The organism is Mycobacterium scrofulaceum (assembly GCF_001667885.1).
Classification (GTDB): domain Bacteria; phylum Actinomycetota; class Actinomycetes; order Mycobacteriales; family Mycobacteriaceae; genus Mycobacterium; species Mycobacterium scrofulaceum_C.
In genome coordinates this window covers 69360-94637 of the sequence record NZ_LZJW01000151.1, presented here as the reverse complement: position 1 = coordinate 94637, position 25278 = coordinate 69360, and the positions used below count along the sequence as shown (strand labels likewise).

At 70.6% G+C, this 25278-nt stretch carries 23 protein-coding genes; 12 read left to right on the top strand and 11 right to left on the bottom strand.

Annotation, left to right across the window (positions count from 1 at the left end; genetic code table 11):
* Positions 1-4 precede the first annotated feature (4 nt).
* The 3 genes from A5681_RS22320 to A5681_RS22310 all read right to left on the bottom strand — a co-directional run bounded on the left by A5681_RS22320 (position 5) and on the right by A5681_RS22310 (position 4048).
* Positions 5-403 (bottom strand): serine protease inhibitor, encoded by a 399-nt coding sequence (locus A5681_RS22320; RefSeq protein ID WP_067280579.1) that lies wholly within the window; start codon positions 401-403, stop codon positions 5-7.
* Positions 400-3201, bottom strand: coding sequence for a sensor histidine kinase (locus tag A5681_RS22315; protein ID WP_067280628.1), 2802 nt, complete (start codon positions 3199-3201; stop codon positions 400-402). The genes A5681_RS22320 and A5681_RS22315 overlap by 4 nt, the downstream gene beginning before the upstream one ends.
* Positions 3202-3442: 241 nt before the next feature.
* On the bottom strand, positions 3443-4048 hold the full coding sequence (locus A5681_RS22310; protein WP_067280576.1) for a class I SAM-dependent methyltransferase: 606 nt from the start codon (positions 4046-4048) through the stop codon (positions 3443-3445).
* A 17-nt stretch (positions 4049-4065) separates the two neighbouring features.
* Here A5681_RS22310 and A5681_RS22305 point away from each other — a divergent pair, with 17 nt between their 5' ends.
* Together A5681_RS22305 and A5681_RS22300 are read left to right on the top strand one after the other, a co-directional pair.
* On the top strand, positions 4066-4530 hold the full coding sequence (locus A5681_RS22305) for a tRNA (cytidine(34)-2'-O)-methyltransferase (protein ID WP_067280573.1): 465 nt from the start codon (positions 4066-4068) through the stop codon (positions 4528-4530).
* A gap of 36 nt (positions 4531-4566) precedes the next feature.
* Positions 4567-4893, top strand: coding sequence for a YciI family protein (locus tag A5681_RS22300; RefSeq protein WP_067280571.1), 327 nt, complete (start codon positions 4567-4569; stop codon positions 4891-4893).
* Here the strand turns inward: A5681_RS22300 and A5681_RS22295 are convergent, their stop codons facing one another.
* On the bottom strand, positions 4894-5538 hold the full coding sequence (locus A5681_RS22295) for a nitroreductase family protein (protein WP_067280569.1): 645 nt from the start codon (positions 5536-5538) through the stop codon (positions 4894-4896). It abuts the gene before it with no gap.
* A 22-nt stretch (positions 5539-5560) separates the two neighbouring features.
* Here A5681_RS22295 and A5681_RS22290 point away from each other — a divergent pair, with 22 nt between their 5' ends.
* On the top strand, positions 5561-5971 hold the full coding sequence (locus A5681_RS22290) for a TIGR03667 family PPOX class F420-dependent oxidoreductase (RefSeq protein ID WP_067280568.1): 411 nt from the start codon (positions 5561-5563) through the stop codon (positions 5969-5971).
* Positions 5972-6064: 93 nt separating this feature from the next.
* Here A5681_RS22290 and A5681_RS26795 read toward each other — a convergent pair whose 3' ends face one another.
* The gene (locus A5681_RS26795; protein ID WP_082968494.1) at positions 6065-6409 is read right to left on the bottom strand and encodes a hypothetical protein; all 345 of its coding nucleotides are present in this window, start codon (positions 6407-6409) and stop codon (positions 6065-6067) included.
* 95 nt (positions 6410-6504) lie between these two features.
* Positions 6505-9789: an error-prone DNA polymerase gene (locus A5681_RS22285; protein ID WP_067280566.1), complete on the bottom strand. Its 3285-nt coding sequence runs from the start codon at positions 9787-9789 to the stop codon at positions 6505-6507.
* Between the two features lie 174 nt (positions 9790-9963).
* Here A5681_RS22285 and A5681_RS22280 point away from each other — a divergent pair, with 174 nt between their 5' ends.
* Together A5681_RS22280 and otsB are read left to right on the top strand one after the other, a co-directional pair.
* Positions 9964-11310, top strand: a complete 1347-nt coding sequence (locus tag A5681_RS22280; protein WP_067280624.1) for a wax ester/triacylglycerol synthase domain-containing protein — start codon at positions 9964-9966, stop codon at positions 11308-11310.
* Positions 11311-11351: 41 nt separating this feature from the next.
* Positions 11352-12479, top strand: a complete 1128-nt coding sequence (otsB, locus tag A5681_RS22275; protein WP_067280563.1) for a trehalose-phosphatase — start codon at positions 11352-11354, stop codon at positions 12477-12479.
* On the opposite strand, the gene A5681_RS22270 is transcribed toward otsB, so the two are convergent.
* Positions 12476-13348 (bottom strand): MaoC family dehydratase, encoded by an 873-nt coding sequence (locus A5681_RS22270; RefSeq protein ID WP_067280560.1) that lies wholly within the window; start codon positions 13346-13348, stop codon positions 12476-12478. The genes otsB and A5681_RS22270 overlap by 4 nt on opposite strands.
* A gap of 84 nt (positions 13349-13432) precedes the next feature.
* Here A5681_RS22270 and A5681_RS22265 point away from each other — a divergent pair, with 84 nt between their 5' ends.
* The 3 genes from A5681_RS22265 (at position 13433) to A5681_RS22255 (ending at position 17087) form a co-directional block, all read left to right on the top strand.
* Complete coding sequence (locus A5681_RS22265) at positions 13433-14146, top strand: histidine phosphatase family protein (protein ID WP_067280557.1); 714 nt, start codon at positions 13433-13435, stop codon at positions 14144-14146.
* Positions 14147-14300: 154 nt separating this feature from the next.
* On the top strand, positions 14301-16301 hold the full coding sequence (locus A5681_RS22260; protein ID WP_067280554.1) for an SDR family oxidoreductase: 2001 nt from the start codon (positions 14301-14303) through the stop codon (positions 16299-16301).
* A 42-nt stretch (positions 16302-16343) separates the two neighbouring features.
* The gene (locus A5681_RS22255; RefSeq protein WP_067280551.1) at positions 16344-17087 is read left to right on the top strand and encodes a 2OG-Fe dioxygenase family protein; all 744 of its coding nucleotides are present in this window, start codon (positions 16344-16346) and stop codon (positions 17085-17087) included.
* A 27-nt stretch (positions 17088-17114) separates the two neighbouring features.
* Here the strand turns inward: A5681_RS22255 and cmaA1 are convergent, their stop codons facing one another.
* Positions 17115-17993 carry a cyclopropane mycolic acid synthase CmaA1 gene (gene cmaA1, locus A5681_RS22250; RefSeq protein ID WP_067280545.1) on the bottom strand — a complete coding sequence of 293 codons (879 nt, stop codon included), beginning with the start codon at positions 17991-17993 and terminating at the stop codon, positions 17115-17117.
* A gap of 39 nt (positions 17994-18032) precedes the next feature.
* On the opposite strand from cmaA1, the gene A5681_RS22245 reads away from it, so the two are divergent.
* The 3 genes from A5681_RS22245 to A5681_RS22235 are packed head-to-tail and all read left to right on the top strand — an operon-like array spanning position 18033 to position 20716.
* Positions 18033-19061 (top strand): nucleoside hydrolase, encoded by a 1029-nt coding sequence (locus A5681_RS22245; RefSeq protein WP_067280541.1) that lies wholly within the window; start codon positions 18033-18035, stop codon positions 19059-19061.
* Positions 19058-19516, top strand: coding sequence for a hypothetical protein (locus A5681_RS22240; RefSeq protein ID WP_067280539.1), 459 nt, complete (start codon positions 19058-19060; stop codon positions 19514-19516). Before A5681_RS22245 ends, A5681_RS22240 begins: the two co-directional genes overlap by 4 nt.
* A 45-nt stretch (positions 19517-19561) precedes the next feature.
* Positions 19562-20716: an alpha-hydroxy-acid oxidizing protein gene (locus A5681_RS22235; RefSeq protein WP_067280537.1), complete on the top strand. Its 1155-nt coding sequence runs from the start codon at positions 19562-19564 to the stop codon at positions 20714-20716.
* A gap of 5 nt (positions 20717-20721) precedes the next feature.
* Here the strand turns inward: A5681_RS22235 and A5681_RS22230 are convergent, their stop codons facing one another.
* Both A5681_RS22230 and A5681_RS22225 read right to left on the bottom strand, forming a co-directional pair.
* Positions 20722-22251, bottom strand: coding sequence for a DNA polymerase Y family protein (locus tag A5681_RS22230; RefSeq protein ID WP_067280621.1), 1530 nt, complete (start codon positions 22249-22251; stop codon positions 20722-20724).
* Positions 22252-22287: 36 nt separating this feature from the next.
* Positions 22288-22959 carry a hypothetical protein gene (locus A5681_RS22225; protein ID WP_067280534.1) on the bottom strand — a complete coding sequence of 224 codons (672 nt, stop codon included), beginning with the start codon at positions 22957-22959 and terminating at the stop codon, positions 22288-22290.
* Positions 22960-23053: 94 nt separating this feature from the next.
* Between A5681_RS22225 and A5681_RS22220 the strand changes: the two genes are divergently transcribed.
* Positions 23054-23665 carry a hypothetical protein gene (locus A5681_RS22220; RefSeq protein WP_067280531.1) on the top strand — a complete coding sequence of 204 codons (612 nt, stop codon included), beginning with the start codon at positions 23054-23056 and terminating at the stop codon, positions 23663-23665.
* Between the two features lie 3 nt (positions 23666-23668).
* Here A5681_RS22220 and guaA read toward each other — a convergent pair whose 3' ends face one another.
* Positions 23669-25252 (bottom strand): glutamine-hydrolyzing GMP synthase, encoded by a 1584-nt coding sequence (gene guaA / locus A5681_RS22215; protein WP_082968493.1) that lies wholly within the window; start codon positions 25250-25252, stop codon positions 23669-23671.
* Positions 25253-25278: the final 26 nt, after the last annotated feature.

Genomic DNA, 25278 nt, shown 5'->3' with positions numbered 1-25278 from the left:
CGGCTCACGAGACGCCAGACCGGCGGGTGGACTGCACCACGCCCCCGACCCGCTCGACCAGAATGGCCATCTCGTAACCGATTTGACCGATGTCACACGACGTCGCGGCGAGCGTGGCCAAATGCGAGCCGTCGCCGACGCGCATCAGCAGCAGGTAGCCGTTCTGCATCTCCACCACCGACTGCAGCACCTGGCCGCCCTCGAACAGCTGCGCGGCGCCGGTCGCGAGGCTGGCCAGACCGGAGGCCACCGCGGCCAGCTGGTCGGCGCGCTCACGCGGCAGGTGCTCGCTGGCGGCGATGGGCAGCCCGTCCACGGAGACCAGCAGGGCGTGCGCCACGCCGGGCACCTCGCGGGCGAAGCGCGTCACCAGCCAGTCCAGGGAATTCGCGGGTGCGGTCATTCCTGATCGGGCCCCTGGGTGTCGCGGGCGTGCGTGCGGCCGGTGCGCACGCCGCCGAAGTGGCTACTGAACGACGCGCGCACCGCCTCGGGGTCGCGCGCGGCGGCGGCGTGCTGCGGTTCGCGGCCGGAGTGCGAGCCGCCGTTGGGTTCGTGGCCCTCGTCGTCCTCGGCGGGCCGGCCCGTGCCGTTGGCCGCGCCGGGCACCAGCCGCGCACCGGGCGTGCGGACCGGCAGACCGTGCTCGGCGGTGCGCGACTCGACGGGCTTGTCCTCGGCCGCCGCGGCGAGCGTCCAGCCGCGGTCCCACACCGACTGCCAGTCCAGGTCGGGGCTGTTGACGAGGTCGTGCGGATCGCCGAGCATCTCCGACAGCATCCGCCGGTAGATGACGTCGTCGTCGGCCGGGGTCGCGCTCGTCGGAGCGGCTGCGCTCTTCGGCGCGGCCGGGATCGACGGGCCGGGCGCGCTCGGCGCCGGGGTCGGGGTCGGCGGCGTTTCGGCCGGCTTGTCGGCCTCCCGTGCCCGCGCGGCGAAGAACGCCGAGGTGTCCGAGGCGCGGGCGGGTTTCGGCTGCGGTTCCGGCTCCGGGGCGCTCGGTGCGGCCGAGGTCCCGCTCTCCCACCACGGCGTGGGCAGTTCGCGGCGCTGCCGCTGCGGCAGCGGATCGGCGGGTTCGGCGGGCACCTCGGTGATGCCGCTGGAACCGGGATTGCGGCGCGGCAGCAACGTGACCGGCGGCGCCGAGTCCGCGGCGTGGGCCTGCCGGCCCGCCGGCTCGGGCCGGCGGTCCTCCTCGGGCGCGGCGACCGCGGCGGCGAGCTGCGCGCTGGGCGACGAAACCGCCCGGATCCGGGCGACTCGGGGGCCCTGCGGCGCCGAGCCCTCGAGAATCGTTGGCGGCAGGTAGATCTCCGCGGTGGTGCCGGAGCCGGCCTCGTTGGCCGCCGGGCCGCGCAGCCCCACCCGGATGCCGTGCCGGGCCGCGATCCGGCCGACCACGAACAGCCCCATGTGGCGGGCGTTGTCGGGGCTGACCTCGCCGCCGGCCTGCAACCGCATGTTGGCGATGCGCCGATCCGTGTCGTTCATGCCCAGGCCGGAGTCGGCGATCCGCACCACGACTCCCCCTTGCGGGTCGGAGCCGCCGCGGGAAGCCGAGACCCGCACGGTCGTCGCGGGCGGCGAGTAGCGCAGGGCGTTGTCGATCAGCTCGGCGAACAGGTGGATGGCGCCGCCGGCGGCCGCGCCGACCAGCGTGGCGTTCTCGGGCAGCCCGGCGATCTCGACGCGGCGGTAGTCCTCGACCTCGGACACCGCGGCGTTGAGCACCGTCGACAGCGGCACCGGGTCACGCTGGTCGCGGGCCAGCTGCGCACCGGCCAGCACCAGCAGGTTGGCGCTGTTGCGGCGCAGCCGGGCCGCGAGGTGGTCCAGCCGGAACAGGCTGTCCAGGCGATCGGGGTCCTCCTCGTTGCGCTCCAGCCGGTCGATGAGCGACAGCTGCTGGTCGACCAGCGAGCGGCTGCGCCGCGACATGGTTTCGAACATGTCGTTGACCAGCAGCCGCAACCGGGCCTCGTCGCCGGCGAGCAGCAGGGCCTGGGTGTGCAGTTCGTCGACCGCGTGGGCGACCTGGCCGATCTCCTCGGTGGTGTACACCGGCAGCGGCTCGGGCGTCGGCTCGGCGCCGCCGGCCTTCACCCGGGCGATCTCCTCCTCGAGATCGGTGTGGGCCACCTTGAGGGCGCCGTCGCGCAGGACGCGCAGCGGCCGGACCAGCGCGCGCGCCACCAGCAGCACGACGATCAGCGCGACCACGATGGCGGACAGCACCAGGACGGTGTCGAGGATGGCGGCGTTGCGCCGGTCGGCGGCCTGGGCGTGCACGGATTTGGTCACCGACGCGGTGGTGTCCTTGATGATCTGGTCGGCGATGTCGTCGGTGGTCTGTATCGAGCGCAGCAGGTCAGGGTTGTCGACGAGCACGCTGGCCGGGTCGGACATGATCGCCATCCGGTTGACCAGCTGCTGCTGCAGCGTCTTGGCTTCGGGCGAACCGGCGCCCAGGACCTCACTCATTCCGAACAGCGTCGACGGCTCGGTGCCGGCCAGGGTGATCATCGAGGTCCGCAGCTGCGGCTCGGGCAGGTCGGCGCCCCGGGTGACGAGGATCTTCTGCATGGTCATCTGCCCGCGGGCCCCGACCGCCCGGCTCAGACCCTGGGTCTGGGCGCGGATCTTCTCGTCGTCGACGCGGACCGACGCGTTGATGACGTCCTCGGCCGTCAACAGGATCGGCGCGTAGAGGGTCACCCGCTCCCGCAAACCGAGGTTGTTGTCGGCCACCTTGTTCACCAGCATCTGACCGCCGTCGAGCAGGTTGGTCACCCCCGACCGCACCTCGGGGGTCACGTCGGTGTCGCGCAGCCGCGTGTCCAGCTCGTATTTGCGCGCCTCGAAGTTCTTCTTGGCGCCCTCCACGTCGCGCCCGGTGCTGCCCGCCAGCAGGGCGACGTCCAGGGCCGACATGTACTTGGTGATCACGGGAACCAGGTCGGCGCGAGCGGCGGCCAGCCGCAGCCCGCCGGAGTTCGCCATCGCGCCCTGGATGCGCAGCCCCCCGAATACCGTCGCCAGCACCAGCGGGACCAGCACGATCGCCAGGACCTTCCACCGGACCGGCCAGTTGCTCAGCGACCAGGTCGGTGGGCGTTTGGCGGGCGCCGCCTCGGCGGCGCGGGGCTGCGGGGACTCGGACGGGACCGCCTCGGCAGGGGTGGCCGGGCGGGCGAACATGGTCACGTCGGCACGGCCGCGCGACCGGCCGCTGCGCTGATGCTCAGCGCTCGAGAAAACGAGAGGCTCATGAGACTTCCTGCTTTATCCACCCGTGCCACGCCAGATGGGCGCGAGCGCGTCAACGTGGCAATCCGACGAGTATGACAGCCCGCGGCCCAGGTCACCAGAATCCGTACTGAGCAGACAGGCCCCTCCAAGGTGGGCCCGCGCGCGGGCCGGCGATCCTGGCAAACCGCCGTCACGCGCGGCGCAGGACCGCGACGAGGAAATCCGAGTCATCGGCGAACGGGCGCAGGTCCCAGGTGGACAGCAGCAGATCGGGCTCGAGCCCGGCGGCGGCCGCGTCGTCGAGGAACTCGGCGAAGCCGTAGTCGCGGCCCGCGCCGAAGCCGATCGCCGCCCGGCCGTCCTCTTTGAGGTGGGCCCGCAGCCGGCCCAGCACCCGGCGCCGCGTGCTGGGCGCCAGGAACGTCATCACGTTGCCGGCCGACACGATCACGTCGAACGGCTCGGTGAGGCCGCGGGCGGGCAGGTCGAGCTCGGCGAGGTCGCCGACGAGCCAGCGCGGCCCGGGATGATCCTGCTCGGCCGCTTCGATCAGCGCCGGGTCGACGTCGACACCCACGACGCGGTGACCGGCGGCGGCCAGATACCCGCCCAGCCGGCCGGGCCCGCAGCCGGCGTCGAGGATGTGGGCGCCCCGCGGCGCCATCGCGTCCACGAAGCGCGCCTCGCCGGCCAGGTCGTCGCCGGCGCGGGCCATGGCGCGGAACCGCTCTATGTACCAGTGCGAATGTCCGGGATCGGCAGCGACTTTCTGCATCCAGAGGCTCTGCTCGACCATGCGACCATTATCGCGTTGTGTTCAAGCTGATGTTCTTCTCCCCGCGCATCGCCCCCAACACGGGCAACGCCATCCGCACGGCGGCGGCGACCGGGTGCGAATTGCACCTGGTCGAGCCGATGGGCTTCGACCTGTCGGAACCCAAGCTGCGGCGGGCCGGGCTGGACTATCACGACCTGGCGTCGGTCACGGTGCACCCGTCGCTCCCGGCCGCGTGGGAGGCACTGTCGCCGGAGCGGGTGATCGCGTTCACCTCGCACGCGCCCACCTCGTTCGCCGACGTCCGATACCGGCCGGACGACGTGTTGCTGTTCGGTCCCGAACCGACCGGTCTGGACGCGGCGACGCTGGCCGACGAGCACATCACCGAGCAGGTGCGCATTCCGATGCTGGCGGGCCGGCGCTCGCTGAACCTGTCCAACGCCGCCGCCGTCGCCGTCTATGAGGCCTGGCGGCAACACGGCTATCCCGGCGCCGTGTAGCGGTGAGTTTCAGGTTCGCCGAGAGTCAGCATCGGTATGCCTACCTTCATCACGATCGGTTACGGCGACGAGGCCGGCTACCACCGGCTGGCCGACGACCGCAAGCAAGCGGCGCACGCCCGTGACGACGAACTCAGCGCGGCCGGCGCGCTCGTCGGCCGGGCGGGCGACCCCGTCCAGGTGCGCAACCCGGACGGCGCGGGGGTGCGCACCGAGCCGGGCCCGTTCCTTCGGTCGCAGCTGCCGATCGCGGGGTTCGCCGTGTTCGAGGCCGAAGACCTGGACGCGGCGGTCGAGCGGGTGAGTCAGACGCCGTGCGCGGTCGCGCACGGCGTCGTCGAGGTTTGGCCCCTTCAGGCCTGATTACCAGGCGTTCCAGTGGGTGAGCTGCTCGGCGGGCAGCCGCTTGGCCGGACGAAAGTCGGTGCCCTTGGTGTAGGCGATGGGGAACAGCCCGCCCTGGCTGTACTTGTCGTACGGGATGCCCAGCACGTCGGCGACCTGTTTCTCGCCGTCGCCGAGCAGGTGCAGCGTCGTCCAGCACGACCCCAGCCCGCGGGACCGCAGCGCCAGGCAGAAGCTCCACACCGCAGGGAACAGCGACGCCCAGAATGACACGCCGCCCAGCGGCTGCTTCTCCTCGCGGCCAAAGATGCAGGGAATCAACAACACCGGCGCCTCGTGCATGTGCTCGGCGAGGTAGGTCGCGGAATCGCGCACCTTGTCCATCCGCTCCCCGCGGGTGTCCCCCTCGGCGTATTCGGGAGCGGGCGAGCTCAGGTGGGCCCGCGCGTTTTTCAGGTAGACGTCGCCGATCGCCTTCTTCTTGTCCGCGTCCTCGACGAACACCCACTGCCAGCCCTGCGAATTGGATCCGGTGGGCGCCTGCAGCGCCAGGTCGAGGCATTCCATCAGCACGTCGCGGCCGACCGGCTTCTCGAAGTCCAGGCGTTTGCGGACCGAGCGGGTGGTGGTGAGGACTTCGTCGACGGACAGATTGAGGGTCATGCTTGGAGACTACCGTTGCGCTATGAGCGTCGAACTGACACAAGAAGTTTCCGAGCGGCTGAAATCGGACTATTACGGCTGGCTGACCACGGTGGCCAAGGCCGGGCTGCCCGTGCCGCGGCTGATCTGGTTTCACTTTGACGGCGCCGGCCTGACGGTCTATTCCATGCCGCAGGCCGCCAAGGTCGCCCACATCAAGGCGCACCCCGAGGTGAGCCTGAACCTGGATTCCGACGGCAACGGCGGCGGAATCGTCGTCATCGGCGGCATCGCGGCGGTGGACGCGACGGACGTCGACTGTCGTGACGACGGCCCGTACTGGGCCAAGTACGAGGACCTCGCCGCGAAATTCGGCCTCACCGAGGCGATGGCGAGTTACAGCACCCGGCTGAGGATCACGCCGACGAAGGTGTGGACAACGCCGACCGCGTGACCCATCACCGAACGTGTTCTGATGGCGAAAATTCGGCCGATTTTTCGCCACCAGAGCACACTCGGCGCAATGGCCGGGACACCACCCGCCGGATCAGGCTGGGGGCGGGGCCGGCTGGTCGGGCGGAATTGCCCCGCCGCAGCCACCGGGCGGAGGCGGCCCCGGCAGGGGTTCGTCGCCGCCGACGCAGTCGTAATAAAACTGCGGGCCGACTATCCAGGTTTTCATCCACTGGTGCCAAAACGACCCGTCGGGATACTTCTCGCCGTCGCACACCGCCAAATTGCCGTAACCCCATCGACCACCCGGGCAGAAGCCCTTCGTCATATCCGGCTGGTGCGGGTCCGGCGGATCAGCGCTGGCGGTCGATGGTGAAAGAGCAAGCACCGCAACACAACCCAGTATCGCAGCGCCATGGCGAACGGGCCTAAAGTTCATTTCGACTCCCTTGACACTCGATCAAGCGATTTGTTCGAATAGCGTACGACGCGCCACATTTTGCTAGGTATGTTTTTGCGCAAACGCCGAGCGGCTCACCGGAAATCGCGCGACTTCGAGCCGACCGCCAGGGTGATGCGGCCCAGCCGCTCGGCGACGACGGTGACTGCGCCGGTGGCGTTTTGGACCTGGCCGCGCACCAGCATCGCCGGCGCGGAGTTGGCCAGCTTGCGGTGCCGTGCCCACACCGCCGGCGTGCACAACACGTTGACCATCCCGGTCTCGTCCTCGAGGTTGAGGAACGTCACCCCTTGGGCCGTGCCCGGCCGCTGCCGGTGGGTCACCGCGCCGGCGATCAGCACCCGGTCGCCGTCGGGCACGCTGAGCAGCTTGTCGGCGGGCACCACCCCCATCGCGTCCAGGTCCTCGCGCAGGAACTGCGTGGGATAGCTGTCGGGTGATACGCCGGTGGCCCACACGTCGGCGGCGGCCAGTTCCAGCTCGCTCATCCCGGGCAGCGCGGGCACGTGCGACGACGAGCCGACCCCGGGCAGGCGGTCGGGGCGTTGGGTGGCGGCCGCCCCGGCCGCCCACAGCGCCTCGCGCCGCGACATGGAAAAGCAGCCGAGCGCCCCGGCCGTCGCCAGCGCCTCGGTCTGCGGCACCGACAGCTGCAGCCGGGTGGTCAGGTCCAGCAGGGAGGTGAAGGGGCCGTTGGCTTTTCGTTCCTCGACCAGCCGCTCGGCGAGGTCGTCGCCGATGTGGCGCACGGCACCCAGACCGAGCCGGACCTCGGTGCCCGCGTTCTCGAGGGTGGCGTGGGCCAGGCTGGCGTTGACGTCCGGGCCGTGCACCGTCACACCGTGCCGGCGCGCGTCGGCCACCAGCGACTGGGGCGAATAGAAGCCCATCGGCTGCGCGCGCAGCAGCGCCGCGCAGAACGCCGCCGGGTGGTGCAGCTTGAACCACGACGAGTAGAACACCAGCGACGCGAAGGACAGCGCATGGCTTTCCGGGAAGCCGAAATTGGCGAACGCCTCCAGCTTTTCGTAGGCGCGGTCGATGACCTCGTCGGTGGCGCCGTGCAGCGTGCGCATGCCGTCGTAGAACCGGTCCCGCAGCCGCCGCATCCGCTCGGTGGACCGCTTGGAGCCCATCGCGCGGCGCAACTGGTCGGCCTCGGCGGCGGAGAAGCCGGCGCAGTCGACCGCGAGCTGCATCAGCTGTTCCTGAAACAGCGGCACCCCCAGCGTCTTTCGCAGCGCCGGCTCCATGGACGGGTGATCGTAGACGACCGGGTCCAGGCCGTTGCGCCGCCGGATGTAGGGGTGCACCGAGCCGCCCTGAATGGGCCCGGGGCGGATCAACGCGACCTCCACCACCAGGTCGTAGAAGATCCGCGGCTTGAGCCTGGGCAACGTGGCCATCTGGGCCCGCGACTCCACCTGGAACACGCCGACGGAATCGGCGCGCTGCAGCATCTCGTACACCGCGGGCTCGGAAAGGTCGAGCCGGGCCAGGTCCACCTCGATTCCCTTGTGCTCGGCCACCAGGTCGATGGCGTAGTGCAGTGCCGAGAGCATGCCCAGCCCGAGTAGGTCGAACTTCACCAAACCGATTGCCGCGCAGTCGTCCTTGTCCCACTGCAGCACGCTGCGGTTCTCCATGCGCGCCCACTCCACCGGGCACACGTCGGCGATCGGGCGGTCGCAGATCACCATGCCGCCGGAGTGGATGCCCATGTGCCGTGGCAGGTTCCGGATCTGGTTGGCCAGGTCGACCACCTGCTCGGGGATGCCATCTACGTCGGGCGAATCGGCGAGCCCGTTCCAGTGGCTGATCTGCTTGCTCCACGCGTCCTGCTGCCCCTGGGAGAAGCCCAGCGCGCGGGCCATGTCACGCACCGCGATCCGGCCCCGGTAGGTGATGACGTTGGCGACCTGGGCGGCGTAGTCCCGGCCGTATTTGTCGTAGACGTACTGAATGACCTTCTCGCGCTGATCGGACTCGATGTCCATGTCGATGTCGGGCGGCCCATCGCGGGCGGGCGACAAAAAGCGCTCGAACAGCAGCTCGTTGGCCACCGGGTCCACCGCGGTGACACCGAGGGCATAGCAGACCGCGGAGTTGGCCGCCGATCCCCTGCCCTGACACAGGATGTTGTTGCACCGGCAGAACCGGGCGATGTCGTGCACCACCAAGAAGTAGCCCGGAAACCTCAGCTGTTCAATGATTTTCAGCTCGTGCTCGATCTGCGCGTACGCACGCGGCGCGGCGTCGGCCGGCCCGTAGCGGTCGCGCGCCCCCACCATGGTCAGCTGCCGCAGCCAACTGTCCTCGGTATGCCCGGCGGGCACGTCGAAGGGCGGCAGCTGCGGGGCGATCAGCGCCAGCCCGAACGCGCATTGCTCGCCGAGCTCGGCGGCGGCGGTCACCGCGTCGGGCCGCTGCCCGAACAGCCGGGCCATCTCCTCACCGGACCGCAGGTGCGAACCGCCCAACGGGGCGAGCCATCCGGCGGCGGCGTCCAGGGACTGCCGCGCCCGAATGGCTCCCATGGCCATGGCCAACCGGCGCCGTGGTGGTCCCGCGAAATGCGCCCCGGTGGTGGCGACGACGCCGACGCCGAAACGCGGCGCCAACCCGGCCAGCACCGCGTTGCGTTCGTCGTCGAGCGGGTGGCCGTGGTGGGTCAGCTCGATGCTGACCCGGTCCGCACCGAACCGGTCCACCAGGTCGGCCAGCGCGCGCTCCGCGGCCTCCGGGCCTTGCGACAGCGCTTGGCGCACATGGCCTTTGCGGCACCCGGTCAGGATGTGCCAGTGCCCGCCCGCGGCCTCGGTCAGGGCATCGAAGTCATAGCGCGGCTTGCCCTTCTCCCCGCCGGCCAGGTGCGCCGCGGCCAGCTGCCGCGACAGCCGCCGGTAACCTTCCGGGCCGCGGGCCAGCACCAGCAGGTGCGGGCCGGGCGGATCCGGCGTCTCGGTGCGGGCCCCCGGACCCAAGGACAGTTCGGCGCCGAACACGGTGCGCAGTTCGAGCTCGGCGGCCGCCTCGGCAAACCGCACCGCCCCGTACAGGCCGTCGTGATCGGTGAGCGCCAGGGCACGCAGGCCCAGCCGGGAAGCCTCCTCGACCAGCTCCTCTGGCGTGCTGGCCCCGTCGAGGAAGCTGAACGCCGAATGTGCGTGCAGCTCGGCATAGGGAACGGACGAGCGGGCCGCCCGGGCGCCCTCCGGCGGCCGGTACGTTCCGCGCTTGGGCGACAGCGGGGCTTCCCCTTCCGGCCCCGCCACCACGCGGACGCCGGCATGACGCGGCTTGCTGTCGAGCACCCGCTCCATTTCCGCCCAGCTCGGCGGGCCATTAAACCAACTCATACCAGCCCACCACCGCAGTCTATCGAATGTCTGTTCGAATTGCCTCCGGTGCAGGACAACCGTTGTTAAACCGATCTTCAACTCCTAAACACGGTCTTAACGCCGCGGGCCTACCGCGCGCACAGGGATCGGCAGACACTGGTATAGGGCAGAAAAGTGACGGCGGGGGCGAGCATGGCGCAGGTGAGGGCACTGGATACGGCTTTCCTGAAAACTCACGACCCCGACCAGCACATCGGCCTGGCGATCGGTGCGGTGGCCATCGTCGAGGGCGGCGCACCCGACCGTCAGCGCCTCGAAGCCCTTCTAGCGGAACGCATTCGATCGATACCGCACTGCACGCAGTTGCTGCGGGCGCACCCGGCGCACGCGGGCTGGGTCGACTGCCCGCAATTCGACCTCGCCCAGCATGTGCGCCGGGTGGCGATCCCCCGGCCGGGTGAGGACACCGAACTGTCCCGCGCCATCGCCCACGCCCTCGAGCGGCCCCTGAGCCCGGACCGCCCCCCGTGGGAGTGCTGGGTGATCGAGGGTCTCAAGGGCAACCGGTGGGCGATCTTGATGAAGGCCCATCCCCGCCTGCTGGACGGCAACTCGCCCGCACACCTGCTCGCCAGGCTTTGCGACGACGCCGATGACACCGCCTTCGCCAATGCGACTGCGGCCAAACCGTTTTCGCCGCCGCCGGTCCGGCGGCCCGGCTGGGGCGGTGCGCTGTGGCGGGCGTCTTGGACCGCGACCGGCGCCGTCGTCGGCGCGGTCTGGCCCGGGCTGCAGGCAGACGACCGCTCCGCCACGCCGCGACGCTATGCCACCGTGCGGGTCCCGATCGCCGACGTGGACCGGGTCTGCCGCAGGTTCGGGGTCACCGTCAACGACGTCGCGTTGGCCGCCGCCACCGAGGGCTTCCGGACGGTGCTGCTCGGCCGCGGCGAGGAGCCGCGGCCGGACTCGCTGCCCGCGCTGGCGCCGACACCGGTCCGGTCGCCTTACCTGCCGGTCGAGCACGACGACCCGGTCCAGCGCTTGCGGACCGTGCAGACCCGATGGAGCGAAAAGACCACGGGTGCAGCACAATCCGGCGGTATCATCGAGTCGGCGCTCAACTCCTTGCCGACGGTCGTGCGTGACGGCGTCATTGCGCTGCTGTCGCGGCTCCCGCAGCGCGCCATCGTCATGCTGGCCACCAACGTGCCGGGACCGCGCCACCGGCTGCGCCTGATGGGAAAGACGATGGAGCGTTTGCTGCCCATCCCCCCGACCGCGATCCAGTCGAGCACCGGGGTCGCGGTGCTCAGTTACGGGGACGAACTGGTATTCGGCATCACCGCCGAACCCGGTGCCGCGTTCGACGTCAAGCACCTGGCCGCCGGGATCGAATTGGGCGTGGCGCGGCTCGTGGCGCTCAGCCAGGATTCGGTGTTGTTGTTCGGCGATCGCCGCCGCAAGCGGGCGCCGCGCGCCTTCCCCGGCCGCCCGCCGGGTGCCCGACCGCCCGCGCCGGGGCAAGCGCGGTACTGACCCACTCCCCGGCCGGCTGACCCCCGTGAGAAGGTGGGGTCGTGCCAGAGTCGGGATCGGTCGTCATCGACCCGCGCCGCCATGACGCGGTGCTGCTCCACGCGCCCGACCCCGCCCTGGAGGGCAGGCTGCGAGAGGCCGGGGTGCGCACCGCCGTCTACACCGAGGACCCACTGGACGCGGCCGGCCGGCTGCAGGTCCGGCCCGGCCGATGCGCGGTCGTCACCGCCGACGAAGCGGGCGTCGCGGCCGCGCGCGCCGGCGGATTCGCACTTGTCATCGGCCTCGACGCGGGGCGTGGCGACGCCCTGCGGGACGCCGGCGCCGACGCGGTGGTCGCCGACCTGGGCGAGGTCACCGTGCGCACCGGTGACCGCCGGATGTCGCAGCTGCCCGACGCGCTGACGGCCCTCGACGACCTGGCCGCGCGGCGGCCCGCGGTGTTCTTCGACTTCGACGGCACGCTGTCCGACATCGTCAACGATCCGGACGCGGCCGTGCCCGTCGAGGGCGCCACCGAGGCGCTGCGGCAGCTGGCGGCCAGGTGTCCGGTGGCGGTGCTGTCGGGTCGCGACCTGGCTGACGTGTCGAAACGTATTGGGGTAGAAGGAATTTGGTATGCCGGCAGCCACGGATTCGAACTGACCGCGCCGGACGGCGCACACCACCAGAACGAAGACGCCGCCGCGGCCATCCCGGTGTTGGAGGCCGCGGCCGGCGAGCTGCGCGAGCGACTCGGCCCCATCCCGGGGGTGGTGGTGGAGCACAAGCGCTTTGGGGTCGCCGTGCACTACCGCAACGCCGAGCGCGACCGCGTCGGCGAGGTGGCGGCCGCGGTGCGCGCGGCGGGCCGCCGCGACGGCCTGCGGGTGACCACCGGCCGGGAGGTCATCGAGCTGCGCCCGGACCTGGACTGGGACAAGGGCAAAACGCTGCGCTGGGTGCTCGATCACCTGACCGGGGCGGAGTCGGGCCCCCGGACGCCGGTCTATCTCGGCGACGACATCACCGATGAGGACGCGTTCGACGCCGTCCGCGACGGTGGTGTGCCAATCCTGGTGCGGCACAGCGACGACGGCGACCGCGCCACCGCGGCGCAGTTCGCGCTCGACAGCCCCGCACAGGCCAGCGAGTTCACCGCCCGCCTGGCGCGCCGGCTGTCGTCCTAGGCCTGCACGTATTCCACGGCGCCGTCGTCGAGCACCACCCGCGTGCCGGCGCCCTCCGCGCCCGAGGCCTCGGTGCGGAACACCGCCTTGCCCGGCTCGGTGCGCCAGATCAGCGTGGTGAGCGTCTCGCCGGGAAAAACCGGCGAGGTGAACCGCGACGCGATCGACGTGACGTTGGCCGCGACACCGCCGCCCAGCTGGGCGACCAGCGCGCGTCCCGCCACGCCGTAGCTGCACAACCCGTGCAGGATCGGCTTGGGGAACCCGGCGAGCTCGCGGGCGAACCACGGATCGCTGTGCAGTGGGTTGCGGTCACCGGAGAGCCGGTAGATCAGCGCCTGGTCCTCCCGGGTGGGCAGGGCGACCCGCGCGTCGGGCTCGCGGTCGGGGATCTCCGGGGCCACCGGGCGCTGGCCCGGCACGCCGCCGAAGCCGCCCTCGCCGCGGATCACCAGGGTGGTGAGCGTCTCGGCGATCAGCTTCTCCGAATCCGGGTCGGTGCCCCGGCCGCGCAACACCAGGATCGCGTTTTTGCCCTCGCCCTTGTCCTGGATGTCGGCGACCTCGGTCACCACCGACAGCTTTCCCGCGGGAGGCAGCGGCGCGTGCAGCCTAATTTCCTGCGAACCGTGTAACAGCATGGCCCAGTTGAACGTTCCGACCTTGCCGGCCGCCCCGAAGGCCGGGCAGCAGATCACCGCGTAGGTGGGCAGCACCTGCTGCTCGATGCCGTGGCTGTTCTCGGTGGTGAACGACAGGTCCTCGAGGCCGGCGCCGACGCCGAGCGCGTAGAGCAGCGTGTCGCGGTCGGTCCACTCGAACAGCATCGGTTCGGTCACCGCGCCGACGGCACTCGGGTCAATCGCCATCTGAGTCTCCTTCGGAAGTATTTTCTCCACTTAACCATCGCAAACCCTTCCCACCGACGCCGTCGGCAGGGCAGGCTATCTTTCATGCCGAAGCGCAGCTTGGTCTCCACCGTCTCGAAGGCAGTCGCGGCGCTCACCGCGGCCGTAATCGTGGGTGCCTGCGGCGGATCGCCGCAGGCGCGCAGCATCACGGTGACGTTCATCCGGCACGCCCAGTCGGAATCCAACGCCAGCGGGGTCATCGACACCTCGGTGCCGGGCCCCGGACTGACCCCCGAGGGCCAAGGGCAGGCGCAACAGGTCGCGCATCAAGCGGGCCACAAGGACTACGACGGCATCTACGCCTCCACCATGGTCAGGACCCAGCAGACCGCCGCACCGCTGGCCTCGGAGCTGGGTAAGCAAGTTCAGGTGCTGCAGGGCATTCAGGAGATCAACGCGGGCTGGTTCGAGGGCAAGCCGATCGCCGAGGAGGCCTCGACATTCCTACTGGCGCCGTCGGATTGGCTCAGGGGCGACGTGCAGAACAAAATTCCCGGGTCGATCAGCGGCAAGGAGTTCAACGAACAATTCACCGCCGCCATCGGAAAGGTCTACAACAGCGGCCAGCACAACCCGGTGGTGTTCTCGCACAAATTCGCCATCGAGTACTGGACGCTGATGAACGCGAAGAACGCGAAGGACTCGCTGCTGAGCAGCCACCCGTTGCCCAACGTCGGGCGCGTGGTGATCACCGGCAACCCGATAAACGGCTGGACCCTGGTCGACTGGGACGGCATTCGCGACTTCCACAACTGAGCTGGCTTGACGCGTGGCGACCCGCCGCGCCCGGCTAACGCCGCGCTTGCGATCGCCACTGGGTTGACGCGGGCGACCCGCCGCGCCCGGCTAACGCCGCGCTTGCGATCGCCACTGGGTTGACGCGGGCGGTCACGACCGCCACGATGGCTGCATGCGGTATGTCGTTACCGGCGGTACCGGGTTTATTGGTCGCCGCGTCGTCGCTCGGCTGCTGGGCACCCAGCCCGATGCGCAGGTGTGGGTCCTGGTCCGGCGGGAGTCGCTGGGCCGTTTCGAACGGCTTGCGGCCGAGTGGGGTGAGCGAGCCAAACCGCTGGTCGGCGCGCTGCCGGAGCTGGAACTGACCGACGAGACCATCGCCGAGCTGGGCAGCATCGACCACCTCGTGCACTGCGCGGCGATCTACGACATCACCGCGGGCGAAGCCGAGCAGCGGGCCACCAACGTCGAAGGGACCCGCGCCGTCATCGAACTGGCCCAGCGGCTCGGCGCGACGCTGCACCACGTGTCCTCGATCGCCGTCGCCGGCGACTTCCCCGGCGAATACACCGAGGACGACTTCGACGTCGGCCAGCCGCTGCCGACGCCGTACCACCGGACCAAGTTCGAGGCCGAGCTGCTGGTGCGGTCGGCGCCCGGACTGCGCTATCGGATCTACCGTCCGGCGGTGGTGGTCGGCGACTCGCGCACCGGCGAGATGGACAAGGTCGACGGGCCGTATTACTTCTTCGGCGTGCTGGCCAAGCTGGCGGTGCTGCCCAGGGTGACGCCGATCCTGCTGCCCGACACCGGGCGCACCAACATCGTGCCGGTCGACTACGTCGTCGACGCGCTGGTCGCGCTCATGCACGCCGACGGTCTCGACGGCCGCACATTCCACCTCACCGCCCCGAAAACCGTTGGCCTGCGCGGCATCTACCGCGGCGTCGCCAAGGCGGCCGGGCTCCCGCCGGCACGCGGGTCGCTGCCCGGCTCGGTCGCCGCCCCGGTGCTGAAGGTGCGCGGGCGGGCCAGGGTGCTGCGCAACATGGCCGCCACGCAACTCGGTATCCCGGCCGATGTCTTCGACCTGGTCGACCTCAAGCCCACCTTCATCAGCGACCAAACGCGAAAAGCCTTGCACGGCACGGGCATCGAAGTGCCGGAGTTCTCCCGATACGCGCCCAGGCTGTGGCGGTACTGGGCCGAGCACCTCGACCCGGACCGGGCGCGCCGCGACGACCCGCAGGGACCGCTGCGCGGCCGGCACGTGATCATCACCGGCGCGTCCAGCGGCATCGGCCGGGCGGCGGCCATCGCGGTGGCCGAGCGCGGGGCGACGGTGTTCGCCCTGGCCCGCAACGCCGACGCGCTGGATCAACTGGTCGCCGAGATCCGCGCGGCCGGCGGTGACGCCCACGCCTTCACGTGCGACGTCACCGATTCCACCTCGGTCGAGCACACCATCAAAGATATCCTGGGCCGCTTCGACCACGTCGACTACCTGGTGAACAACGCCGGCCGGTCGATCCGCCGCTCGGTGGTCAACTCGACCGACCGGCTGCACGACTACGAGCGGGTGATGGCGGTCAATTACTTCGGCGCGGTGCGGATGGTGCTGGCGCTGCTGCCGCACTGGCGCGAGCGCCGATTCGGTCATGTGGTCAACGTCTCCAGCGCCGGGGTGCAGGCCCGCAACCCGAAATACAGCTCGTACCTGCCCACCAAGGCGGCGCTGGACGCGTTCGCCGACGTGGTCGGCTCGGAGACGCTGTCCGATCACATCACCTTTACCAATATCCATATGCCATTGGTCCGCACGCCGATGATCGCGCCGTCGCACCGGCTCAACCCGGTGCCGGCGATCAGCCCGGAGCGCGCGGCCGCCATGGTGGTGCGCGGGCTGGTCGAGAAGCCGGCGCGCATCGACACCCCGCTGGGAACGCTGGCCGAAGTCGGCAACTATTTCGCGCCGCGGACGTCCCGGCGGATCCTGCACCAGCTCTACCTGGGTTACCCCGACTCGGCCGCCGCCCGCGGGCTGCCCACCGAGCCGGCGGCGGCTCCCCCGCCGCGGCGACCAAGGCGCCCGGCGCGAGGCGTCGCGCGGGGCCTCCGGACACCGCGACCGGTCAAGCGCTTGGTGCGACTGGTCCCCGGGGTGCACTGGTAGACCCGGCGTTTCAGCCGCGCCCGATTGCGGTATTCCGGCGCGATGACCCGGACGCTTTCCGAGAAACGGGCGGACGCCGACCCGGTGGCCGCCGCGGCCCGCCTGGTCGCCACGAAAGGCGCCGCGGTGATGTCCTCACTCGATGTGACGCGAAGCCTGGGCGCCGGCCGCGAGGAGTGGACCCGATTCGCCCGGCACTGGCAGCGGTTGGGCCCCGACCCGTACGCCGCGGAGCTGGGGGTGCAGCGGCTGCGCCGGTACGGCCAGTACTCCTTTCGCGACGGCGTCCTGCGCCCGGTGCCCAGGAGCACGTTCGCGCAGCCCGAGGACTCCAACCCCCTCTACATCGGCAGGGACCGCGACTTCGAGCCGCTGACCGACGCGTTCGCCCGGGACCCGTTGCTGCACAAGATGATCGCCCTGCTGTCCCGGGTGGCGGCGGCGCTGGACGACGTGGCGGACTGGAACGTCAAGGTGCATCCGTTCCGGGTCCGCTCGTTGTCCGACGATGGCGGCCATCCGACACCCGAGGGCGTACACCGCGACGGCGTCACCCTGGTCAGCTCGCTGCTGGTCGGCCGGCGCAACGCCATCGGCGGCGAGAGCACCGTGTGTGACCTGGACGGCAAGCAGCTGCTCGCGGCGACGCTGGCCGAACCCGGCACGCTGATGCTGGGCGATGACCGCCGCACCCTGCACGGCGTGTCCCCGATCCGGCCGATCGACGGCTCGGGCCCCGCCCAGCGCGACGTCTTGGTGATCACCTTCGCCTCGGCCTGGCCCTGAGCGCCGGCACCGCCCGGGCACGCTGGATCATTTCAACAGGGTGAACTGGTTGACATCGACGTACCCGATGCGGAACATCTCCGCGCAACCGGTCAGGTATTTCATGTATCGCTCGTAGACCTCCTCGGACTGCACCGCGATCGCCTCGTCTTTGTGGGCTTGCAACGCCGCGGCCCAGATGTCGAGCGTTTTCGCATAGTGCGGTTGCAGCGATTGAACGCGACCCACCGTGAAGCCGTTCGCGGTGGCGCGCTCTTGCACCATCGGTATCGACGGCAACCGCCCACCCGGAAAGATCTCGGTGACAATGAATTTGACGAAGCGGGCAAACAGAAACGATAGCGGCATGCCGCGTTCGACCATCTCCGTCGGGTGCAGCCCGGTGATGGTGTGCAGCAGCATCACCCCGTCGTCGGGCAGCAGGCCATGGGTCAGGGTGAAGAACTTGTCGTAGCGCTCGTGCCCGAAGTGCTCGAAGGCCCCGATGCTGACGATCCGGTCGACAGGCTCATCGAACTGTTCCCAGCCTTGCAGCAGGATGCGCATCGAGCGGGGGCTTTCCGACCGGGCGATCAGCTGCTCGACATGCTTGGCCTGGTTGCGGCTCAGGGTGAGGCCCACGACGTCGACGTCGTACTTTTCCACCGCGCGCATCATGGTCGCGCCCCACCCGCAGCCGATGTCGAGCAATGTCATGCCGGGCTGCAGCCCGAGTTTGCCGAGGGCCAGGTCGATCTTGGCGATCTGCGCTTCCTCCAGCGTCATGTCGTCGCGCTCGAAGTAGGCGCAGCTGTACGTCTGCGTCGGGTCGAGGAACAGCCGGAAGAAGTCGTCGGACAAGTCGTAGTGGGCCTGCACGTCGTCGAAGTGCGGCGTTAAATCGGGGGGCTCCGACGTCGGTGGCATCGTGACAGCCTAGCCGTCCCTCTGAGTATCTTGGACACAATGAAGTCGCCCGTATTCGTCGACGTCGACACCGGCGTCGACGATGCGCTGGCACTGATGTACCTGTTCGCCAGCCCGGACGCGGACGTGGTCGGCATCGCCTCCACCGGGGGAAACGTTGCGGTGCAGCAGGTTTGCGAGAACAACCTGGGCCTGCTGGAGCTGTGCGGTTTCACCGGCGTGCCGGTGTCCAAGGGCTCCGAGGAAACCCTCAGCGGGCCGATGAGCCTGCCGTCGAAGGTCCACGGCCCCCGCGGATTGGGCTACGCCGACCTGCCGCACACCGATCGCCGGCTCACCGACCACGACTCGGCGACCGCCTGGGTACGCGCCGCACAGGCGCATCCCGGTGAGCTCATCGGCGTGGCGACCGGCCCGCTGACCAATCTGGCGCTGGCCCTGCGCGCCGAGCCGGCGCTGCCCACGCTGCTGCGCCGGCTGGTCGTGATGGGCGGTTCCTACGATCACCGGGGCAACACCACCGCGGTGGCCGAATGGAACATCAGCGTGGACCCCGAGGCCGCATCCGAGGTCCTAACGGCCTGGGCGACCGTTGAGCCGCAACGGCTTCCGATCCTGTGCGGCCTGGACCTCACCCGCAAGGTGGCGATGACGCCCGATCACCTGGCCCGGCTGGCGGCCGCGGCCGGGTCGACGACGACGCCGATGAGCGCGGACGACGAGCCCGGCACGCGGTCGACCGCGCCCAACGCGTTGATCCGGGTGATCGAGGACGCGATGCGGTTCTACCTGGAGGCCTACCACGACATTGGCCACGGTTTTCAGGCCCACCTGCACGATCCGCTTGCCGCCGCCGCGGCGCTGGACCCGGGGCTGGTCACCACCCGGGCCGCGACGGTGGACATCGAGCTGACGGGGACGCTGACCCGCGCCATGACGGTGACCGACTGGTCGGGGCGCCGAGAACCCAACGCGCTGATCGGGATCGACGTGGACGCGGCCGCGTTCTTCGACCGGTTCATCGAACGGGTTGGGGCCTTCGCGCGCCGGTTATCCAACACCCCATGAAGATTCGTCTCATCGAAGTCCTGCGCGGCGGGTGGGGCGCGGTGCTGCTGACCGCCCCGTCCGACGTGCTGGGCCACATCCACGGTGTGCAGGTCGACCGCAAGGCGCTCGTCGTCACCCGGATCTTGGGCGGGCGCCACCTGGTGCAGGCGCTGCTGTCGGGCGTCAATCCCGGCCCGGAGGTGCTGGCGGCCGGCGTGTGGGTTGACACGGTGCACTCCGTGACGGCGCTCGGCCTGGCCGCGGCCGACCGGCGCCGCGCCCGCGGCGGGGTGATCGACGCCGCCGTCGCGGCGTCGTGGGCGGGCCTGGGCTGGCGCCACTTGCGCGACGGTAAGGCCAGGACCGACGGCGTCCGGGGCCGCGACCGGCTGGCCCGCGCGGTGGTGGGCGCGCTGCCCGGCGGCGCCGGTCTGATGGCGCGGGCGCAGGCGGTCCGCGCCGGGCAACCCTGAGCCGCGGGTCGTTTGGTCCTCCGGGCGCCGGGTACTGCCACGGGCATGGCCTTCGCCGATTACCAAACCGAGCTGTACGACCAATCGCTGCACGGCAATCAGCCGCAGTACCCGATCAGATTCGACGAGCTGGAGAAGAAGGCGTCGGCGGCGATGCCGCCGAAAGTGCTGGGATACGTCGCGGGCGGTGCCGGTGACGAACACACCCAGCGCGCCAACTGCGAGGCCTTCCGGCGGTGGGGCTTGTATCCCCGCATGGGGATCGCCCCCGAGGAGCGCGACATGTCGATCGAGTTGTTCGGGATGAGGTTTCCGTCGCCGATTTTCATGGCACCGATCGGCGTCATCGGGGTGTGCGACCCGGACGGCCACGGGGACGTGGCCTGCGCCCGAGCCTCGGTCCGCACGGGCGTTCCGTTCTTCGTGGGCACGTTGACGGCCGACCCGATGGAAGACCTCGCGGCCGAATTGGGCGACACCCCGGCGTTTTTCCAGCTGTACACGCCGCCGAACCGAAAGATGGCCGCCAGCCTGGTGCACCGCGCCGAGGCGGCCGGCTTCAAGGGCATCGCCGTCACACTCGACACCTGGGTCACCGGCTGGCGTCCTCGCGACCTCAGTGGGGGCAACTACCCCCAGGTGCCCAGCGGATGCCTGGCCAACTACACCAGCGATCCGGTTTTTCGCGCCACCCTGAGCCGCGGCGAGGACGCCACCGAGGCGGCGGTGCGCAAGCTGCCGATCTTCGGTGGCCCGTTCCGGTGGGACGACCTGGAGTGGCTGCGATCGGAGACCAGCCTGCCGCTGATGGTCAAGGGCGTCTGTCACCCCGACGATGTTCGGCGCGCCAAAGACATTGGCGTCGACGGCATTTACTGCTCCAATCACGGTGGCCGGCAGGCCAACGGCGGGTTGCCGACGCTGGATTGCCTGCCCGGGGTGCTCGAGGCCGCCGACGGCCTGCCGGTGCTGTTCGACTCGGGCGTGCGCGGCGGCGCCGACATCATCAAGGCCCTGGCGATGGGGGCGACCGCGGTGGGCATCGGCCGCCCCTACGCCTACGGCCTGGCGCTCGGCGGCGTCGACGGCGTCGTGCACGTGCTGCGCTCGCTGCTGGCCGAGGCGGACCTGATCATGGCCGTCGACGGGTATCCGTCGCTGAAGGACCTGACGCCGGACGCGTTGCGGCCCACCGGATAGGCGCGTCACTCGTAGCTGCCCTCGAGGTACCAGCGCCGCTGGCGGTAGCACAGCAGAAACGCCCGCTCGCCCTCCAGCAGAACCTGCGCGCGGGCGGTGCGGCCTTTGGCGTCGGTATCCCACCACCGCTCGTCGACCGGCCATGGCCCGGCCCACCAGTCCAGCCGCTCGTCCCGGCCGTGCGTCCTCAGCCGCGCCGGGTCTGCGGAGAACAACCCCCGGCCGGTCACCCGTACCGGATTCCCTTGGCCATCAAGCAATTCCACCGGGTCGTCCAGCAACACCGCCGGTGACGGCTCGGGCAGCCGCCCGGGCCACGGCTGACCCGGGTCGGCCCGCGGCACCGGTTCGTCGCCCAGCGTTGTCAACGTGATGCGTTCGGCCGGCCCGCGGCCGCCCGACAGCACCGGCACCCGCACCGCCTCCGGGCCGAGCAAGCCCTGCAACCGCACCAGGGCGCGCCGGGCCCGCAGCCGGTCCTCCTCGCCGAGGCCACCCCACAGCGGCAGCTGCAGCGCCTCGGCCGACACCACCTCGACCGCCTGCAGCCGCAGCAGCGTCACCGGCGCCGTCGGGCGGGGATTGCGCGCGGTCCGGCTGCTCAACCAGCCGTCCAGTTGCCAGCGCACCCGGTCGGCGGTGGCGTCCTCGGTCAACGGTTCGGCGCACCGCCACACCCGGTGCAATTCTTCGCCGTTGGCTGTGATGGCGTGAATGGCCAGCCGGGTGCAGCCCACCCCGGCTCCCATCAGCGTCCGATGCAGCGCGGCGGCCAGCGAGCGCCCGGCGAAGGCCGCCGCGTCGACCCGGTCGATCGGCGGGTCGCAGTCCAGCACGGCCTCCAGCTCCTCCGGCGGCTCGCGCCCGGACGGCCCCCGCTCGGGTTCACCGCGGGCCAACCGGTGCGCGGCCATCCCGTCGGCGCCGAACCGGGATGCCACGTCGGTCGCCGACAACGCGGCAAACTGACCGATGGTTCGAATACCCATGCGCCACAACAGGTCCGTCAGCTCTTCCCGCCCCGGACCGCACAGGCTGGGTTCGGTGGCGAGTTGGCGGATCGACAGCACCGACAGGAACTTCGCGTCACCGCCCGCCGGGACGATCCGGCCCGCGCGCGCGGCGAAGACCGCGGTGGACAACCGGTCGGCGACCCCGACCTGGCACTCGGCGCCGGCCGCAGCCACCGCGTCGATCAGCCGCTCGGCGGCGTCGGCCTCGGAACCGAAATATCGGGCCGCTCCGCGCACCGGCAGCACCAAGAGCCCGGGCCGCAGCACCTCGGCGCGCGGCACCAAGTCATCCACCGCCGCGATGACCGACTCGAAGAAGCGGGCGTCGCGGTCCGCGTCGGCGGTGGTGACGTGCAACTGCGGGCAGCGGGCCGCCGCCTCCCGGCGTCGCAGACCCCGCCGCACCCCCGCCGCGCGGGCGGCCGCCGAGCAGGCGATCACCCGATTGGCCAACGTGACCGCCACCGGGGCGGTCGCGGGCACGCCCGCGGCCACGGCCGCCGCGACCGCCGGCCAGTCCATGCACCAGATGGCCAGCACCCGGGATGCCACTCGAATTCACCCGGCCCGCGCCCGGGCGGTCACCCGCCGGCCCGCACACACCCCGCTGACCTGCAGCCGCACCCGGCTGATCCGCCCGAATCCGGGGCGGCCTCCCGAAGTGAGCTCGTAGCCGCAGACCCGGGCCTCCAGCCGGGTGGGCGCCCCCTGCCAGTCGCCGTCGGTGACCAGCACGGTGCACCCCTTGCTGCGGGCGCGCGCCACCACCGCGCGCGCCCGGGTCTGCGGCACCCGGCGGCCGCCCAGGCCGAGGACCACCAGATCCATGCCGTCGACGAGCACCGCGGCCACCTCCACCGGATCGGTGCCGGGATCCGGTATCACCGCGACCCGGCCCAGATCCGCCCCCATCTCCGCGGCGGCCAGCAACCCGATGTCCGGCTGGCCGACGATTGCCACGTTGCCGCCCGCCGCCGTCACCGCGGCGACCATGGCCAGCAACAGCGACCGGGCGCCCGAGAGGACCGCCACCGTTCCGCGCGGCAGGGGCGCCGGCAGCGCCTCCGCCAGCCAGCCCGGCAGCGCCAGCTGGGCTTCCGATTCCGGCAGCAGGTCGTCGGCACGGGTGGACGCGGGCCCCGGCGCCTTCCCGCTGATCACGGCCATCCGCCGGCGAAGCGCTTCCAGCTGCTCAGTGCGATCCTGGCGGGAGGCGGCAGCCACCGACATATAAGCCTCCTACCAGCGATGACGCAGTATGTTCGAATGTATGTTCGATATTGTTTTCGAGTAAACACCCACCCTCCGACAACCGTCAAGAAACGTGAGAGGCTGCTTTATGCGCTCGGTGCTGGTGGGGCTACTGGTGCTTTTTTGTTGCGGAATCGCGACGGCGCCGGCCGAAGCCGAGTGCCAACCGGCGGAGTTCTTCGTCGCCGACAACGCCGATCCCCTGTTCGAACCGAAGGCCGACGCGACGATCGCCCAGACAGGCATGGCGGTGACGGGATCGACACCGCTCGACGGCGTGTACTGGTCCCCCGCGCAGCAGCGACTCACCTTCGAGCGATCTCGCGAATTTCATCTGTGCGGCCCCGACGAGCCGGCCTTGCGCGTCGCCGCCGAGGCCCTGCGCCATCAGTTCGGCCAGGAATCCGTGCTGCTATTCGCCTATTTGCCGCAGTGGTATCCCGAAGACAACGCGATTCTCATCACCGTGCCGGATGTCGACATCGCGCGCCTCGGCGACGCGCTGTCGGCCGACCCTTCGGCCCGCACCCGGTTGCGCGGCGGATCAGTGACCACCATCGACCACACCCTGGTCCTGGTCGCCGGGTCAGACGATCGTGACGTCGCCCGCCGCTTGGTCAGCACGGCCGGCGGCAACTGGGATGACGCCACAATCGCTTATGGCAGAGGCGAGTTCGTGGAGTAGCAGCTACTCCCACTCGATGGTGCCGGGGGGTTTGCTGGTGATGTCCAGCACCACGCGGTTGACCTCGCGGACCTCGTTGGTGATGCGGGTCGAGATGCGCTCCAGCACCTCGTAGGGCACCCGGGTCCAGTCGGCGGTCATGGCGTCCTCGCTGGACACCGGCCGCAGCACGATCGGGTGCCCGTAGGTCCGGCCGTCACCCTGCACACCGACCGAGCGGACCTCGGCCAGCAGCACCACCGGGCACTGCCAGATCAGGTTGTCCAGGCCGGCGGCAGTGAGTTCCTCGCGCGCGATCGAGTCGGCGCGCCGCAGCGTGTCCAACCGCGCCGCGGTGACCTCACCGACGATCCGAATGCCCAGACCGGGACCCGGAAAGGGTTGCCGCGCAACGATTTCCTCCGGCAGGCCCAGCTCGCGCCCCACGGCGCGCACCTCGTCTTTGAACAGCAGCCGCAGCGGCTCGACGAGCCTGAACTTCAGATCGTCGGGCAGGCCGCCGACGTTGTGGTGACTCTTGATATTGGCGGTCCCGCTGCCCCCACCGGATTCCACCACGTCCGGATACAGCGTGCCCTGCACCAGGAACTCGACCTCAGACCCGGTGTCGCTCAGGATATCCCGCACCGCGCCCTCGAAGGCCCGGATGAACTGGCGACCGATGATCTTGCGCTTGCCCTCGGGGTTGGTCACGCCCGACAGCGCCCGCAGGAAGGTATCCGCGGCATCGACGGTGACCAGGTTGGCTCCGGTGGCGGCCACGAAGTCGCGCTGAACCTGCGCGCGCTCGCCGGCGCGAAGCAGCCCGTGGTCGACGAAGACACAGGTCAACCGGTCACCGATGGCGCGCTGCACCAGTGCGGCGGCCACCGCCGAGTCCACGCCGCCGGACAGCCCGCAGATCGCGTGCCCGTCGCCGATCTGTTCACGCACCTGCTCGACCAGCGCGCTGGCGATGTTGGCCGGCGTCCACTCCGCGCCCAGCCCGGCGAAGTCGTGCAGGAACCGGCTGAGCACCTGCTGTCCGTGTGGGGTGTGCATGACCTCGGGGTGATACTGCACCCCGGCCAGCCGGCGGCTCCGGTTCTCGAAGGCCGCCACCGTCGCGCCCGCGCTGCTGGCGACCACGTCGAATCCCTCCGGCGCGGCCGTGACCGCGTCACCGTGGCTCATCCAGACCGGCTGGACGTTGGGCAGTCCCGAATGCAGTTCGCCGCCAACCACATTCAACTCGGTGCGGCCGAACTCGCTGGTGCCGGTGTGCGCGACCGTCCCACCCAGGGCCTGCGCCATGGCTTGGAATCCGTAGCAGATGCCGAACACCGGCACACCGAGGTCGAACACCGCCGGATCGAGCTGCGGGGCGCCCTGTTCGTAGACGCTGGACGGCCCCCCGGACAGCACCAACGCCGACGGCTGTCGTGCCTTGATCTCGTCGATCGACGCGGTGTGCGGGATGACCTCGGAGAAGACCCGCGCCTCCCGGACGCGCCGGGCGATCAGCTGCGCATACTGGGCGCCGAAATCGACGACCAACACGGGTCGCGGCGGCGCCACAGGCCCATCGACGTCAGCAGATTCGCTCACGGCAGTGAGTGTAGTAGTACTGTGCA

What these genes read in the sequence shown, in the direction of transcription:
- A5681_RS22320 (WP_067280579.1), bottom strand. Translation starts at nt 403, where the DNA reads ATGACCGCACCCGCGAATTCCCTGGACTGGCTGGTGACGCGCTTCGCC.
- A5681_RS22315 (WP_067280628.1), bottom strand. Translation starts at nt 3,201, where the DNA reads ATGTTCGCCCGCCCGGCCACCCCTGCCGAGGCGGTCCCGTCCGAGTCC.
- A5681_RS22310 (WP_067280576.1), bottom strand. Translation starts at nt 4,048, where the DNA reads ATGGTCGAGCAGAGCCTCTGGATGCAGAAAGTCGCTGCCGATCCCGGA.
- A5681_RS22300 (WP_067280571.1), top strand. Translation starts at nt 4,567, where the DNA reads ATGCCTACCTTCATCACGATCGGTTACGGCGACGAGGCCGGCTACCAC.
- A5681_RS22295 (WP_067280569.1), bottom strand. Translation starts at nt 5,538, where the DNA reads ATGACCCTCAATCTGTCCGTCGACGAAGTCCTCACCACCACCCGCTCG.
- A5681_RS22290 (WP_067280568.1), top strand. Translation starts at nt 5,561, where the DNA reads ATGAGCGTCGAACTGACACAAGAAGTTTCCGAGCGGCTGAAATCGGAC.
- A5681_RS26795 (WP_082968494.1), bottom strand. Translation starts at nt 6,409, where the DNA reads ATGAACTTTAGGCCCGTTCGCCATGGCGCTGCGATACTGGGTTGTGTT.
- A5681_RS22285 (WP_067280566.1), bottom strand. Translation starts at nt 9,789, where the DNA reads ATGAGTTGGTTTAATGGCCCGCCGAGCTGGGCGGAAATGGAGCGGGTG.
- A5681_RS22280 (WP_067280624.1), top strand. Translation starts at nt 9,964, where the DNA reads ATGGCGCAGGTGAGGGCACTGGATACGGCTTTCCTGAAAACTCACGAC.
- A5681_RS22270 (WP_067280560.1), bottom strand. Translation starts at nt 13,348, where the DNA reads ATGGCGATTGACCCGAGTGCCGTCGGCGCGGTGACCGAACCGATGCTG.
- A5681_RS22265 (WP_067280557.1), top strand. Translation starts at nt 13,433, where the DNA reads ATGCCGAAGCGCAGCTTGGTCTCCACCGTCTCGAAGGCAGTCGCGGCG.
- A5681_RS22260 (WP_067280554.1), top strand. Translation starts at nt 14,301, where the DNA reads ATGCGGTATGTCGTTACCGGCGGTACCGGGTTTATTGGTCGCCGCGTC.
- A5681_RS22255 (WP_067280551.1), top strand. Translation starts at nt 16,344, where the DNA reads ATGACCCGGACGCTTTCCGAGAAACGGGCGGACGCCGACCCGGTGGCC.
- cmaA1 (WP_067280545.1), bottom strand. Translation starts at nt 17,993, where the DNA reads ATGCCACCGACGTCGGAGCCCCCCGATTTAACGCCGCACTTCGACGAC.
- A5681_RS22245 (WP_067280541.1), top strand. Translation starts at nt 18,033, where the DNA reads ATGAAGTCGCCCGTATTCGTCGACGTCGACACCGGCGTCGACGATGCG.
- A5681_RS22240 (WP_067280539.1), top strand. Translation starts at nt 19,058, where the DNA reads ATGAAGATTCGTCTCATCGAAGTCCTGCGCGGCGGGTGGGGCGCGGTG.
- A5681_RS22235 (WP_067280537.1), top strand. Translation starts at nt 19,562, where the DNA reads ATGGCCTTCGCCGATTACCAAACCGAGCTGTACGACCAATCGCTGCAC.
- A5681_RS22230 (WP_067280621.1), bottom strand. Translation starts at nt 22,251, where the DNA reads ATGGACTGGCCGGCGGTCGCGGCGGCCGTGGCCGCGGGCGTGCCCGCG.
- A5681_RS22225 (WP_067280534.1), bottom strand. Translation starts at nt 22,959, where the DNA reads ATGTCGGTGGCTGCCGCCTCCCGCCAGGATCGCACTGAGCAGCTGGAA.